We start from the raw sequence: 13994 nt of genomic DNA, 5'->3' as shown, positions 1-13994 counted from the left end.
ACCACGGAGACGCGCTTTCATCGCGCTAAACAAATTTTCTCCGTGTCCTCCGTGGTTTTCCTCCACTTTCCATTTACCATTTTCCACTAAAACTTGCTTTTTATAACAAAATGAGATTGCCGCTCCTTTAGCCGGCAATCTCACTAAACAGTCGCTGTTTAATCGTCAAAGAGCTTGCTCACCGACAGATCGCCGAAGATGCGGATGATGGCCTCACCAAACAGCGGTGCGACGGACAACACCTTAATTTTCGGCGTCCGTTTCTCCGGTGGAACGGGGATGGTGTTGGTGACAATAAGTTCTTTAATATTGGAGTTTTCCACCCGCTCGATCGCCGGCGGACTAAGTACCGGGTGGGTGCAGCAAGCGTAAACTTCCTTAGCGCCGAACTGGGCCAGGGCCCGGGCGCCTTCGGTCAGCGACCCGGCCGTGTCGACGATGTCGTCGATAATAACCGCGGTCTTGCCTTCAACGCTGCCGATAAGGTTCATTACCTCGGCCACACCCGGCGCAGGGCGGCGTTTTTCAATTATCGCAATGGGCGCATGCAGGCGGTCGGCCAGTTGCCGAGCCCGCGTGACGCCGCCCAGGTCGGGGGAAACGACAATCAGGTCTTCCAATTTTTTCGCGGCGATATATTCAGCCAAAATCGGCACCCCGAGCAGATGGTCGACCGGGATGTCGAAAAAACCCTGAATTTGGCCGGCATGCAGATCCATGGTAACGACGCGCGTTACCCCGGCCGTTGTCAGCAAATTGGCGATCAGTTTAGCGGAAATGGGTTCCCGGCCCCGCGTCTTGCGGTCCTGCCGCGCATAGCCGTAATAGGGAATTACGGCGGTAATATGGCGGGCCGAGGCCCGCTTGAAAGCGTCAACCATGATTAAGAGTTCCATCAGGTTGTCGTTTACCGGCTGGCTGGTCGGCTGGACGATGAAAACATCCTTGCCGCGTACACTCTCATCAATGATCACCTGAATTTCACCGTTGTTAAAGCGACCCACGAAAGCGTCGCCGACCGTCAGGCCGAGATAAGACGCAATTTCTTCGGCCAACGCGGGATTAGCGTTGCCGGTGAAAATGCGCAGTCGTTTACCGTCGTCTAACATCATTGTCCGTAAACCTCCAGATACAAGCCGCGCCGACAGCGCCCGGCCTGTTACTTTTTCCGGTGCTTGTCCGCCCATCCTTCGATGTTGGTCTGCCGGGCGCGGGCCACCCCCAGGGCGGACGGCGGCACATTCTTGGTAATTGTCGAGCCGGCAGCCACATAGGCGCCGCAGCCTACCGTCACCGGCGCCACCAGATTGGTGTTGCAACCGATAAACGCATCATCCTCAATGGTGGTGCGGTATTTTTGCTTACCGTCGTAATTGACGGTAATCGTACCCGAACCAATATTGACCCGCGCCCCCATATCGGTGTCGCCAATATAGCTAAGGTGGGGAATCTTGCTGTTTTCCCCGACCTGCGAATTCTTTACTTCGACAAAATTGCCGATTTTGACGCCCCTGGCCAGGACCGTACCCGGCCGAAGATGGACATAGGGACCGACCGTCACGTCGTCGCCGATTTGGCACTCGTGCGCATAAGTAAAGTGGATGGTGACATTGTCGCCAACAGTCGTGTCCTGGATACGCGTACTGGGGCCGATAACGCAGCCCTGGCCAATCACCGTCCGGCCTTCCAGCCAGGTAAAGGGATAAATAATGGTATCCGGGGCGATTTGGACCTCGGCGTCGATAAACGTGCTGGCCGGGTCCATGATGGTAACGCCGCTTTCCATCAGCGCCGTCAGCTTGCGCTGGCGGATGATCCGTTCGGCCTCAGCCAATTGCAAGCGTGAATTAATGCCCAGCGTCGCCCGGTAATCAGCCGCCGGCAGGGCCCAGACTTTGGCGCCTTCGTTTACTAAGATGCCGATCACATCAGTAAGATAATATTCTCCTTGGGCGTTATCGCGGCGCACGCTCCGCAGGGCACGAAACAACGCCGGCCCTTCAAAACAATAAATACCGGTATTTACTTCATTAACCGCTCGTTCAGCCGGACTGGCATCTTTTTGCTCCACAATCTTAAGCACCTGCCCGTCAGTGCTGCGGATAACCCGTCCGTAACCGGTCGGATCGGGCATATGGGCCGTCAAAACGGTCGCCGCAGCCTGCTGCGCGCGGTGCTGGACCACCAGTTCTTTCAGCATTTCGCCTTCAAGCAAAGGTGTATCGCCGCATAGCACCAGGACCGTGCCCGGAAAGTCGGCCAGCTTGCTTTCCGCCTGCATTACGGCATGACCGGTACCTAATTGCTCGGCCTGGACAACAAACTCCGCCTGGCCATCCAGTTCGGCCGCCACCGCTTCGGCACCAAAGCCGATTACGACGATATTCCGGGTCGCTCCCGCTTGGCGGGCCGCATCCAGCACATGCTGCACCATGGGTTTACCGCCCACCTTGTGCAGCACCTTGGGCAGGGCTGATTTCATCCGCGTGCCCTTGCCGGCCGCCAGCACAAGCGCCGCTAGTTCAGACATACCGTACCTCCTGCTTTCGCCGGTCAGTATTCCTCTCAACCGGCGAGACTTGCTAGCTTTCCAACCATTTTCCCTTTCGACACTGTATGCTATATTCCTCTCCCGGACAAAAATATCCTAACCTTTTGATTAGTCGGTTTATTCACGCCGACTTAGAGCAAGTTAACCGTGTAGCCTTCACGGCGCAAGTTCGCCAGGATTTCATCGGTATGGAGGGCATCGCGCGTTTCCAGGCTGAGCTCCACGACGGCCTGGCCGAGCGGTACGTTGCGCGCTACCCGGTCATGATAAACATGGATGACATTGGCCCGGGACCTGGCGATTATGGCCAGCAGCCGCTGGAGCTCACCGGGACGGTCGAGAACCAGGGTGGTCATTTTTACGCGGCGGCCGGCTTTTACCAGGCCGCGTTCAATAATGCGGGAGATGAAGTTGACGTCGATATTGCCGCCGGACAGAATGCAGGCCACTTTGCCCTTGGCGGGAATTTTGCCGTGGAGAACGGCCGCCAGGCTTACCGCCCCGGCGCCCTCGACCATGAGTTTGGCCCGCTCCAGCAGCATGAGAATTGCGCCGGCGGTGGCCTCATCATCAACGACCACCACATCGTCCACATATTTGTCAATAATGGCAAAGGTAAGATCGCCCGGTACTTTGACCGCGATCCCGTCGGCCATGGTGACGGCGTCGGGAGTGGTCTTGAGTTCATGGGCCTGTTTCGACATATACACCGCCGACGCACCCTGGGCCTGGACCCCATAAATTTTCACATGGGGCGCCAGTTCCTTGACCGCGGCCGCAATGCCGGCAATGAGGCCGCCGCCGCCAATCGGGGCAACGATGGCCGACACGTCGTCGAGGTCGTGCAAGATTTCCAGTCCCACCGTCCCCTGACCGGCAATAACGGCCGGATCGTTAAAGGCGTGAATAAAGGTCTGGCCCTTTTCCGCCTGCACCTGTTTGGCTTTTTGGAATGCTTCGTCGTAAACCGCGCCGGCGAGCAGCACCTCCGCGCCGTAGCCGCGGGTCGCCATGATTTTCGCCAGCGGCGCTACTTCCGGCATGACAATGGTTGCTCTTATCCCGGCCAACCGCGCGGCAAACGCTACTCCCTGGGCATGGTTGCCGGCGGACGCGGCGATTACCCCCCGGCGCTTTTCGTCGTCGGTTAGCGAGTGAATCTTGTTATAGGCCCCGCGAATTTTGAAAGAACCTGTCTTTTGCAGGTTTTCCAGTTTCAAATATACTTCGCAGCCAACCATGGCACTGAAGGTGTGGCTGCGGTCGAGCGGGGTGTGGTGAACAAGGCCGGCAAGGGCAGCCTGAGCCTTTTTGACATCATCAAGGGTAACAGTAATATTGTCCATAATATGTCAAGCCTCCGCTTTTCCTGCGTATCAGACCAGAGCCGGCCTGATATCTGTTTTCTTAGTATGCTCATCCACCTCGTGCAAGATAAGCAGGGCCACATAGTCTTCGACCAGTTTTTCCTGCGGCTCAGCCGTAGCCACCAGCACACCGACGCCAACGACCCGGGCACCCACTTCCTGGGCCAGATCGACAAGGCCGCGCGCCGTCCCGCCGGCCTTCATGAAATCGTCGATGATTAATACCCGCGCCCCGGCCGGGACGGCGCGCTTGGCCAGCGACATCGTCTGAATGCGCCGCGACGACCCGGTCACATAATTGATGCTAACCGCCGGACCCTCGGTAACTTTACTGCCGCGCCGCACAATGACAAGCGGTACGTGGAACGCCCGGGCGGTAGCGAAAGCAAGGGGAATCCCTTTGGTTTCCACGGTCATGACACAATCGGGCGCCAAATGCTGAAAACGGGTCATAAACACTTCGCCTATTTGCAGCATCAGCTGGCTGTCAAACAAAATATCGGACATATACAAAAAACCGCCGGGAATAATCCGGTCGGCACTCTTTAACCGTTCGGCCAGATCGGTAAGCAGGCCGTTAATCGCGGCTGCCTCCTGCTGCGGCAGGTAGCGCACACCGCCGGCAGCGCCACTCACTGTTTCGAGCGTTCCCAACCCAAAGCTCTGCAGCGCTTGTTTAATGGTGAGTATATCTTCGCTGATGGTGGACTTGGCGGCGCCGAAAAGTTCGCTGAAATACCCAAGCGAAAACAGGTGGTGCGGCCGGTCGACCAGCAATTTGGTGAGCGCCACTACCCGTTCCACTCTCCGTACTTTTTCCATTTTTTCACCTCCATTATCAGGAAAGCTAGCGAATAATTTGTTCGATTTAAATATTTTTATTCATGTTCTCTGCCAAAGCAGCAATTCCTGCTCAAAGTAAAAAAAAGTATGAGGTATGATGTATGAGGTATAAAGCTTCACACTTCATACTTCATACCTCATACTTCATACTCATACTCACCATGCTGCGCACCATTTCCAGGTCGCTGGGTTTATCGACATCGATCCCCAGTTCCGGGTAGCGCGATTCGATAACGGCGCCCGTAATGCCCAGCATCGCCGCTACCCGCTTCTCCACTTCCGCCAGCGTCAGGCGGCCAAATATAAATTTGAAGACAAAGTTCCAGCCCAGTAAGCAGCATAGTTTAAACGGGTTTTTACGGTTGGCGATGATGCGTTCGGCTACCGCCATGCAGCGTGGCACGATGGCCGGATTGACCAGAAAGATGTTGCCGCCTGTGTACGTACCTTCCCGGAAGCGCACATAGGTACGTTTGGTGCCGGGGTAGTAGCGCTCATTGTATTCCCGCCGGACAATCGGATAGTACAAATCAGCTTCCACCCGGCTGCATTGGGCCAAAAAGTCCTGGATGGCCTCCGGCGTCAGCAGCGGGATGTCGGCGGTTACGACCAGCACTTTGTGCTCATGGCCCAAGGCGGCCATGCCGCGGCTAATGGTCTCGACAATTGTCCTGCCGCCTTCCACGACCACGGCGCTGGGGGGCAGAGCGCAGTTTGCCAGTTCTCTGGCCGGGCCGACGACGAAAATGCGCCCGACCTGCGGACAGGCTGCCAATGCTTCGGCGACAAATGTTACCATGGGCTTACCGGCGATATCAATCATAGCTTCATACGGCTGGGCCGAAACTTGCCGGAGCGGTTCGGCATTTTGGCCGCCGGCCAGGATAATGGCGTCATACATACGGCGTGCTTCTCCCCCTAGTGTCAAATCCGGCGTTAGTACGGCCGGTCGCTGCTGTGCCGTTCGTTTAAATCCTGTAATAGCACCTGCTCAGAATTTTCCATGTGTTCGCGGGCCACCTGTTGAGCCGCCTCGATATCCCGCGCCGCAATCGCCTCCACCAATTTCCGGTGTTCTTCCAGCGTGTTTTTCAGCCGGCCCGGATAGGCCATCGAAATAGAGCGGAACCGGGTAAACTGCTCCCGCAGGTTATTGATAATGCCGACCAAACGGTCGTTACGGCTGGCCCGGTACAAAATATCGTGAAACATACTGTCAAGTTCTACGATTTTTTGGATTTCGCCCTTGTCAATCTCTTCCCCAATTTGGACCAGCAGCCGCTCGAGCTGCTCGAGTTCCTCATCGGTAATGCGCTCAGCCGCCAGCCCGGCGGCTAAAACGTCAAGGGCCGTACGGATTTCAAACACCTCGTTAATGTCCTTGATAGATAGGCCGGCCACATAAGTGCCGCGCCGCGGGATCATGACGACAAACCCTTCCAGTTCCAGTTTCCGGATGGCCTCCCGCACCGGCGTGCGGCTAACGCCCAATTCTTCGGCGAGTTGTGTTTCCATGAGCCGTTCGCCGGGTTTTAACAGGCCGCTGTTAATGGCATTGCGCAGTGTTTCGGCCACCACCTCGCGCAGCGGCTGATAACTGTCCAGTTTAATCGGCAGTAAGCGCCGTTCCATTTACTCCTCCACCTTCATCAATGTCTCAGCTACAAAAATTTCCGCCGCAGTTTGCTCCCTAAGCGTGGCGGCAATATGTTCCGCCTGCTCGCGGCCGGCGGCCAAACCAAAAACCGTCGGCCCGCTGCCGGACATGAGACTGCCCAGCGCCCCCGCCTCGACCATCAGCCGTTTAAGCCGGTCAATATCCGGATAGGCGGGAATGGTTACGCTCTCCAGGACGTTGCCCAGCCCCGCGGCCACTGCAGCCAGGTCGGCTTGTGCTAGGCTGCGGCGCATGGCCGCAATATCAGGACGGCGCCCGACCGCCTCGCGGCGGAAATTGCCGTACACCCAGGCCGTAGACACGCTGACCGCCGGTTTAGCCAAAACGACAAAACAATGGGGTAGTGGCGGCAGCGGCGTGAGGATTTCCCCCCGCCCGGTCGCCAGCATGGTACCGCCGTGCAGACAAAAAGGCACGTCCGAACCTAAAGCAGCGCCCAGCTGCTCAAGTTCACGACTATTTAAACTAAGCCCCCACAAGCGGTTGAGGCCGCGGAGGACAGCGGCGGCATCGGCGCTGCCACCAGCCAAGCCGGCCGCCAGTGGGATGCGTTTGGTCAGATGAATATGTACACCGCGGCCAATCCGGAAGGTATCCCGAATTAAGGCTGCGGCGCGATAGGCAAGATTGGTATGATCGCAAGCAAGATCAGACCGGTCGCAGGTGACGGTAATATCCCCCGGCTGTTCGGTCAATGTAACCGTATCCGCCAAGGTAACGGCCTGCATGATCATGACTACCTCATGGTAACCGTCGCTGCGTCGGCCCAGTACATCCAGGGCTAAATTAATTTTGGCGTACGCGCTAATGGTCAACATAGACTTCAGCCGCTAAGCGCCCACTTGTCGGAGGGCAATTTCCTCCTGACTGGTCAGGATTTTATCAATATCGAGCAAAATGAGTAGCCGGTTGTCCAGTTTGCCTACGCCGTGCAGATATTGGGCATCAAGCACAAAAACAGGCGGCGGCGGCTCGATGCTGCTGGCTGCAAGACGCACTACTTCCGTAACGGCATCGACGATAATCCCCACCGTCTGGCCCTTCACTTCCACAATAACGATGCGCGTATCATCGGTATAGTCGGTCACGGTGAGGCCAAACCGCTTGCGCAGGTCAATCACGGGAATAATGCGTCCCCGCAGATTAATGATGCCCTCCATAAAGGCCGCTGCCTGCGGCAGCTTGGTGATCGGCGCCAGGCGATTGATTTCCTGGACTTTGGTTATTGGCAGACCGTACTCTTCGCTGGCTAACCGGAAGATAACCAACTGGATTTCGGGAGCAGACTGGACGTTATCCATGGCACACCTCCACATAAAATCTGTGGCTGTAATATATTCTACGCTTTGGTAAGGTTCGCCTGCAACCGTCCAGCCATTTTTTCTTGAGAAATGTTAAAAATGGTGCACACCCGCCACCACGAGCCGGCCGACACCGCTTCCCTCATCCTCCCGGGGGGCTTGCCGCCGCGCCTCAGCAAACTCCTGGATACCGGCCAGAACTTTCTCGTATTTTTCGTAAAAAACAACAACAAGATCGCCGGGCCGGGCGTCGGCCAAAGCCTTGGCAACCGCTTCCGTTTCCGCCAGAATAGTGACAATGCGGTCTTCGGGAAACTGCGCTTCCAGGACGCCGCGCCGGAGAAGCTGCGCCACCTCGCCGGGAGCGCGGCCGCGCCGGTCGGCATCTTCTTTGATATAAATGTAGTCAAAACCACGGCCGGCAATGCGTCCCACATTGACAATGACGTCGTCCCGCCGGTCGCCGGGTGCGGCAATAACACCGACGAGACGTGTTGCTCCCAGCCGCCGCACCGTATTAATCAGGGCCTGGTACCCGGCGGGATTATGGCCATAGTCAATACAGACGCGAATATCGCCCAGCGTTAAAAGGTTGAGCCGTCCCGGATTTTGGTCAAAGGTGGCCAGTCCCTGCCGGATATGGGTCATGGGCACTTTCAGGCAATAACAGGCAGCGGCCGCCACTAAGGCGTTCTGCAGATTGTGAACGGCAATGCCGCCAAGGGTGACCGGAATGTCGCCCACCGCACAGATCGGGCTGGCAAGACTACCGCAGGCGGCATAGAGTATGCTATCTTTGACAAAGAAGGCCTTGCCGCCAATCCCCAGATGCCGGCGAACAACAATGTTATCTGCTTCGGTGCTGAAATAAACCACCTCGCCCCGCACGCGGCCGGCAAGCCGCACGACATAAGGATCATCGGCGTTGAGCAGGGCATAACCGCCAGGCCGGACCGTTTCAACGACCAACGACTTTATGTAGGCCAAGTCATCCAGGTCTTCGATGCCATCCTGGCCAAGGTGATCTTCCGTAATATTGGTAATGATACCCACATCACACTGATCAAAGGCCAGTCCCCCGCGGACGATGCCGCCCCGCGCCGTCTCCAGCACGGCCACTTCCACCGTCGGGTCGGTCAGTACCGCCCGGGCGCTGGCGGGGCCGGTGGTATCGCCTTTCTGAATGCAATGCCCGTCGATATAAATGCCGTCGGTAGTCGTCATCCCCACGCAGTAACCGGCCGTGCGCCAAATATGACCGATCATCCGCGTTACTGTTGTTTTGCCGTTGGTGCCGGTGATGGCGATAATGGGAATACGCCCTTGACCGTCAGGGAATAAATAATCGACAATGGCGCCGGCCACGTCGCGCGGTTTGCCGGCGCTCGGATAGTGGTGCATGCGGATGCCGGGGGCGGCGTTTACTTCGATGACCGCCCCGCTACCGGGGCCGACCGGCTGGGAAATATCGCCGGCCACAATGTCCACCCCGGCCACATCAAGGCCGACAAGCATGGCGGCCCGCTCGGCCAGGCGGGCGTTGTCGGGATGAACGATATCGGTCACATCGACGGCAGTGCCGCCGGTACTGAGGTTTGAAGTTTCCCGAATATACACGATGCTTCCTGGCGCCGGCACATCGGCCGGCGTCAGGCCTTGCTTAGCGAGAACGGTCAGCGCGATGGGGTCAATGCTAATCTTGGTGAGCGGCTTTTCATGCCCTTCGCCACGCAGCGGATCGCTGTTCACTATCGCCACCAGCTCGGCGACCGTATGGACGCCGTCGCCTACCACATAGGCGGGGATGCGCTCCGCTGCCGCCACCATTTTGCCATTAACGACGCATAGCCGGTACTGCCGGCCGGGAATATACTCTTCGACCAGTACTTCCCGGTCATGAGCGGCAGCAAAAGCAAACGCCCGTTCGACCTCAGCAGCGCTGTGCACATTGAGGGTGACGCCCTTGCCTTGATTGCCGCGCAGCGGCTTGAGCACCACCGGGGCGCCAAACTGTTCCCACGCTTTGACCGCCTGGCCGGCCGCGGTAACAATGACCCCTTGAGGCACAGTAATGCCGCCGGCGGCCAGCACCTGCTTGGTGAGATGCTTGTCCGAAGCCAAATCGCCAGCCACCAGGCTTGTCCGGCCGGTGGTGGTAGCCCACACCCGCTGTTGGCGCCGGCCGTAGCCAAGCTGCAGCAAGTTGGCGTCTCCGATCCGCATGACCGGAATGCCCCGTCGCCGGGCCGCCTGGTAAATAGCACCTGTACTCGGCCCGAGTTCATAGCTGTCCCCGGCCGCACGGATGGCCTGGACCGCGCCAGCCACGTCATAAGGACGGTCGGCAATGGCGGCGGTAAGCAGCTCGTAGGCCGCATAAGCGGCCTGCGTGCCCGCCGGCGCCTGCCGGAAGCTGAAGACAACGTCGTAGATGCCGGCCTTGCCTGCGCCGCGCGTCTTGCCAAAGGCCGCGTCATAACCGGCCAGGCACTGCAATTCCAGGGCTACATGCTCAAAGATGTGAGCGAGGTAAGTGCCCTCCTGTAGCCGCTCGACAAAGCCGCCGGTATGGCCCCGCGAACAATGATGTTCGGCCAACCCCGGCAGCAGGGCCGTCAGCCGGTCGACAAAACCCGGTATGGCCGTACTAGGTACATCGCTTAAATCGCCCAGGTCGAGCTTAACCAGTACTACCGGCCGGTAACTGTAAATATTCGGCCCTTCCAGTACGCGCACAGACAAAATTTGCATAAAACCAAAGCCCCCTCTTACGATCGAACCATGTACGGCAGCCGCCGTTTCAGGTCGTAGCCAAACCCGGCCGGCAGGACATGCATAATGATATTGGTGAGCGCCAGCGGGTCGTTGCGTTTGGATTCCGATATATTTGAGTGAACGATTGCTTTGCCGTCCACGATAGTAACGGTCTGGGAGCCGATGACTTCGCAAGCACCGTCGCGGGTGACGGCCAGCGCCGTATCCTCGTCGATGCCTACTCCTAAGACATAAGGATTTTGGGCTACCGCCGCCAGCAGGCGGTTAATGCGGCCACGCTGCGCAAAATGCTGATCAATGACGACATCTTCCAAAAGCCCCATGCCGTGGGCCATACTAACCGTAGATTTGGTGGGCGTGTCGCTGGAAGCACCATCCACGATCATGGTGTCGCTCATAACCGAGGCGCCGGCGCTGGTCCCGGCAATAACCGTCCCGCGCCCGTATGCGCGACGAATGGCCATGTCGGTGCGGGAGCCGCCCAGGATGCTCGTCAGCCTGAGCTGGTCGCCGCCGGTAAAGAAAATGCCGGTGGCGCTTTCCAGTTCGGCCGCCTGGTTTGGATCGTTGGCTGTTTCCCGATTGCTGATATACAGGACTGACACCGTTTCGGCCCCTAGCTCTTGAAAAAGCGTCCGGTACTCGTCGCCTACCTCCCGCGGCAGTTCTGTTGCCGTGGTAACGACGGCGATGCGGGCCTGCCGCCCGCCGGCCATGGCAATGAACTTACGCAGAATGAGACATTCGCCTTTTTTATCTTCATTGCCGCCGATAATCAGGAGATTGCCGGCCCGCTTATCCGCCATATACGACCTCCGTCCGCTAAGATAGTCATGCCAATAAATTGGCACCACAAAGCATGAAAACAATTTATAACCGCAATCACTTTCTATTTTTGCCATTTCCTAGGGTTATTTATACAAAAAATTCCTACCCGTAACCACCGGCAAGCGGCATTCATATAATGGTCCAAAATATTGCTTAAGGGAGGACTCTCGATGAACGTCCGACTCATCCATCTGCCGCACCGGCTGGACACGACCAGAATAGGCGAGGGCGCGTCCGGACCGCTTGTCGCCGAGTTGCAGCACATTCTCGCCATCCGCGGGCATTATAACGGAGAGATCCATGGTCGGTTTGACGCCGAAACCCGCGCCGCACTGGCCCGGTTTCAAGAAGAGCAGGGCCTGCCGGTCACCGGCGAGCTGACGCCCCTCACCTTCTGCCGCCTGCAGGCAGCCGAAAAAATTAGCGTCGACCCGGCGCCGCAACCGCCGGCGCGGGGCAAGAGCAGCCTTAGCCGCCCCCATATTCTCATCACCAAGGCTAAGCGCCAGCTTACGCTCTTTGAAAGCAATACGCCCTTCCGCCAATGGCCGGTGGCAATCGGCAAACCACATACGCCCACGCCGGTCGGCAACTTTGCCATCGCCGCCAAAATCATGAACCCCGGCGGCGTCCTTGGTACGCGCTGGATGGGACTCAACCATGACTCCTACGGCATCCACGGCACCAACGCCCCATGGCTTATCGGCCAAATGGTTTCCAACGGCTGCATCCGCATGCACAACCCCCATGCGGAAGAATTATTTGCGCTAATTTTTGTCGGCACGCCGGTTTACATCCGGGATTAAGCGAACCAGACGGTCGGCGATTTCGCCCACCAGGTCGCGCCGGCGCCGCAAAAATTCCACCAGGGCTTGCCGTTCCGCGGCATCAGGCAGCCATTCATACGGAATGTCAGCGACCAGGGCGGTCAGCTGTTCGTCCCTGAGCGCCTGCACCCGGGCGACAAAAGGGGCAAAGTCACGGGGCGTAAGAAAATGTTTGAGTAAAACGCCGTAAGACCGACGGTAATTGACGGTGAGGCGGCCGGCCATTTTAACCAGCCCGTCGGCCGTCCATACCCCGCGCCGAAACAAATGGGAGTTATCGATAGCATAGATGCGCCAGCCCGTTTCCTCCCGCCGGACAATAAGATTGCGGCGGTTATAGGTACGGTCGAGATTAAAAAACATATGGTCAAACAACATGACCCCGGCCAGTTCGCTTTTGTTTTCCGCCCGTGCGAGCGAGCGGCGCTGGACATAGCGGGCATCAGACAGGTAACGGCAGGCAAAGTGCGGTCCTGGCGCTACATTGGCCCGCCTCAACCACCGGCTCTGCCGCAGGACAGGCTCATCGATATAGATAATATCCGCCGACGGAAAGCATAAGCCCACAAGGGCGCCAAACCGGGCAGCCAGATACTCATTGGCCAAAATTTTCGGCCCCAGGCGGTTATTCTGCAATTTGACCACATAGACTTGCCCGTCACTGGCGCAAAAAAGCTGCGGCGACGTAGCGCCAACCCCCACCGGGCCCAGATGTCTAATGGCTCTCAACACAGTCTTCACCTCGCACAGCATCGCCAATACCTTACAATATATGACCGAAATACCTAATACTTGCCGCCTTAAAGCCAAAGCGCTGACGCGCCTTTTTACCAAAACCGCCAAGGCCGCTAAGGCCGCAAAGGGTATACCAGGCGCGACGCATGTCGCGCCAAAAATACTTTGCACCAGCTTTGCGTTCTTCGTGTACTACTCCAAAAACTCTACACCTGTTTTCATTCTTTGTTGGTGTCGTGCTAACGACATGGGGGTCTACTCCGAAAACTCACTTCAAAAATTTATGTCAACTACTTCGAATAGAGACAAAGAGATCCCAAGGCCTACTCTATAGGTTTTTTATAGTAGGCATTTGTAAAGAAGGATTTACTTTTAAACTGATCTTAAGCAACTATATTTTCAAGGTTTATTTCAATTCCTGCGTTTTGTAAAAGTTGAAGTGCTCTTTTTATTGCAGCATCTTTACTTCGCTGTTCAAAGTAGTTGGCACCTAATTCAATGTACGGCTGTTTTTTCTTGAGAATATGATAGGCAATTATTAAAATGCTATGTCCTACAGCTACTGCAGCACGGTTAGAACCACGACGGGAACAGATTCTACGGTATTGAGACGCAAGATAAGTATCTTTTTGGCGGGCGGCAGAGCGAGCTGATTGTACAAGTGTTGTTCGCAGATGTTGGTTTCCTTTACGGGTTTTTCCTGATTTTCGCTTATCAGCGCTTTCGTTATGCCCTGGAGCCATTCCTGACCAAGATGAAAGATGCTCCGCGGATGGGAAGCGACTCATATCTACTCCAATCTCAGCAATGATTTCTTCTGCATTGCGCCGATTAACACCGGGTATGGTGTCTAATAGCTCCAAGGCTTCTTCAAAAGGGCGCATACGGTCTGCTATTTCTTTATCCAATTCTTTAATACTTTCATCTAGCGTTTCAATATGTTTTAGTTGCATGGATAGCATCATTTTTTGATGGTAACCAAGAGAGCCCTTTAACGCCTTTTCTAAATCGGCAAGTTTATTACGCAAAGCTCCTTTTGCCATTTGCGCTAACTGCTTGTATCATCGGTTCCTTTATCATAGCTTCTAT

13 protein-coding genes are annotated in these 13994 nt (G+C 56.6%); 1 reads left to right on the top strand and 12 read right to left on the bottom strand.

From position 1 onward, the window contains the following. Positions 1–158: 158 nt before the first annotated feature. The 10 genes from TCARDRAFT_RS08220 to TCARDRAFT_RS08175 all read right to left on the bottom strand — a co-directional run bounded on the left by TCARDRAFT_RS08220 (position 159) and on the right by TCARDRAFT_RS08175 (position 11321). On the bottom strand, positions 159–1112 hold the full coding sequence (locus TCARDRAFT_RS08220; RefSeq protein ID WP_007289540.1) for a ribose-phosphate diphosphokinase: 954 nt from the start codon (positions 1110–1112) through the stop codon (positions 159–161). Positions 1113–1159: 47 nt separating this feature from the next. Beyond that, entirely contained in the window at positions 1160–2530 is a 1371-nt protein-coding gene (gene glmU, locus TCARDRAFT_RS08215; protein WP_007289539.1) for a bifunctional UDP-N-acetylglucosamine diphosphorylase/glucosamine-1-phosphate N-acetyltransferase GlmU, read from the bottom strand. Between the two features lie 152 nt (positions 2531–2682). Then, on the bottom strand, positions 2683–3897 hold the full coding sequence (ilvA, locus tag TCARDRAFT_RS08210) for a threonine ammonia-lyase (RefSeq protein ID WP_007289538.1): 1215 nt from the start codon (positions 3895–3897) through the stop codon (positions 2683–2685). 30 nt (positions 3898–3927) lie between these two features. Next, on the bottom strand, positions 3928–4740 hold the full coding sequence (gene purR / locus TCARDRAFT_RS08205) for a pur operon repressor (RefSeq protein ID WP_007289537.1): 813 nt from the start codon (positions 4738–4740) through the stop codon (positions 3928–3930). Positions 4741–4891: 151 nt separating this feature from the next. Continuing rightward, positions 4892–5662, bottom strand: a complete 771-nt coding sequence (locus tag TCARDRAFT_RS08200; protein ID WP_007289536.1) for a nucleotidyltransferase family protein — start codon at positions 5660–5662, stop codon at positions 4892–4894. Positions 5663–5697: 35 nt separating this feature from the next. Further along, positions 5698–6393 carry a GntR family transcriptional regulator gene (locus TCARDRAFT_RS08195; protein WP_007289535.1) on the bottom strand — a complete coding sequence of 232 codons (696 nt, stop codon included), beginning with the start codon at positions 6391–6393 and terminating at the stop codon, positions 5698–5700. Then, entirely contained in the window at positions 6394–7257 is an 864-nt protein-coding gene (gene ispE / locus TCARDRAFT_RS08190) for a 4-(cytidine 5'-diphospho)-2-C-methyl-D-erythritol kinase (RefSeq protein WP_007289534.1), read from the bottom strand. It lies immediately after the preceding gene. 12 nt (positions 7258–7269) lie between these two features. Continuing rightward, the gene (locus TCARDRAFT_RS08185; RefSeq protein WP_007289533.1) at positions 7270–7740 is read right to left on the bottom strand and encodes a chemotaxis protein CheW; all 471 of its coding nucleotides are present in this window, start codon (positions 7738–7740) and stop codon (positions 7270–7272) included. Positions 7741–7833: 93 nt separating this feature from the next. Then, positions 7834–10491, bottom strand: coding sequence for a cyanophycin synthetase (gene cphA, locus TCARDRAFT_RS08180; protein ID WP_007289532.1), 2658 nt, complete (start codon positions 10489–10491; stop codon positions 7834–7836). A gap of 17 nt (positions 10492–10508) precedes the next feature. After that, a complete protein-coding gene (locus TCARDRAFT_RS08175) occupies positions 10509–11321 on the bottom strand; it encodes a cyanophycinase (RefSeq protein WP_007289531.1) in 813 nt (270 codons plus the stop codon). A gap of 192 nt (positions 11322–11513) precedes the next feature. Here TCARDRAFT_RS08175 and TCARDRAFT_RS08170 point away from each other — a divergent pair, with 192 nt between their 5' ends. Then, complete coding sequence (locus TCARDRAFT_RS08170) at positions 11514–12149, top strand: L,D-transpeptidase family protein (protein ID WP_007289529.1); 636 nt, start codon at positions 11514–11516, stop codon at positions 12147–12149. Here TCARDRAFT_RS08170 and TCARDRAFT_RS08165 read toward each other — a convergent pair. Continuing rightward, positions 12111–12902, bottom strand: a complete 792-nt coding sequence (locus TCARDRAFT_RS08165) for a HipA family kinase (protein ID WP_007289530.1) — start codon at positions 12900–12902, stop codon at positions 12111–12113. The two genes, TCARDRAFT_RS08170 and TCARDRAFT_RS08165, sit on opposite strands and share 39 nt — an antisense overlap. Before the next feature lie 386 nt (positions 12903–13288). Continuing rightward, complete coding sequence (locus tag TCARDRAFT_RS08160) at positions 13289–13948, bottom strand: IS110 family transposase (protein ID WP_007289528.1); 660 nt, start codon at positions 13946–13948, stop codon at positions 13289–13291. Positions 13949–13994 lie beyond the last annotated feature (46 nt).

It is taken from the genome of Thermosinus carboxydivorans Nor1 (genome assembly GCF_000169155.1).
Taxonomy (GTDB): Bacteria; Bacillota; Negativicutes; order Sporomusales; family Thermosinaceae; genus Thermosinus; species Thermosinus carboxydivorans.
This window is presented reverse-complemented; position numbering and strand designations above follow the sequence as displayed.

Bases quoted from the DNA above. Each gene is read 5' to 3' on its own strand.
- TCARDRAFT_RS08185 (WP_007289533.1), bottom strand. From the start codon at position 7,740: ATGGATAACGTCCAGTCTGCTCCCGAAATCCAGTTGGTTATCTTCCGG.
- ilvA (WP_007289538.1), bottom strand. From the start codon at position 3,897: ATGGACAATATTACTGTTACCCTTGATGATGTCAAAAAGGCTCAGGCT.
- TCARDRAFT_RS08195 (WP_007289535.1), bottom strand. From the start codon at position 6,393: ATGGAACGGCGCTTACTGCCGATTAAACTGGACAGTTATCAGCCGCTG.
- TCARDRAFT_RS08200 (WP_007289536.1), bottom strand. From the start codon at position 5,662: ATGTATGACGCCATTATCCTGGCCGGCGGCCAAAATGCCGAACCGCTC.
- ispE (WP_007289534.1), bottom strand. From the start codon at position 7,257: ATGTTGACCATTAGCGCGTACGCCAAAATTAATTTAGCCCTGGATGTA.
- glmU (WP_007289539.1), bottom strand. From the start codon at position 2,530: ATGTCTGAACTAGCGGCGCTTGTGCTGGCGGCCGGCAAGGGCACGCGG.
- TCARDRAFT_RS08170 (WP_007289529.1), top strand. From the start codon at position 11,514: ATGAACGTCCGACTCATCCATCTGCCGCACCGGCTGGACACGACCAGA.
- TCARDRAFT_RS08160 (WP_007289528.1), bottom strand. From the start codon at position 13,948: ATGGCAAAAGGAGCTTTGCGTAATAAACTTGCCGATTTAGAAAAGGCG.
- TCARDRAFT_RS08175 (WP_007289531.1), bottom strand. From the start codon at position 11,321: ATGGCGGATAAGCGGGCCGGCAATCTCCTGATTATCGGCGGCAATGAA.
- cphA (WP_007289532.1), bottom strand. From the start codon at position 10,491: ATGCAAATTTTGTCTGTGCGCGTACTGGAAGGGCCGAATATTTACAGT.
- purR (WP_007289537.1), bottom strand. From the start codon at position 4,740: ATGGAAAAAGTACGGAGAGTGGAACGGGTAGTGGCGCTCACCAAATTG.
- TCARDRAFT_RS08220 (WP_007289540.1), bottom strand. From the start codon at position 1,112: ATGATGTTAGACGACGGTAAACGACTGCGCATTTTCACCGGCAACGCT.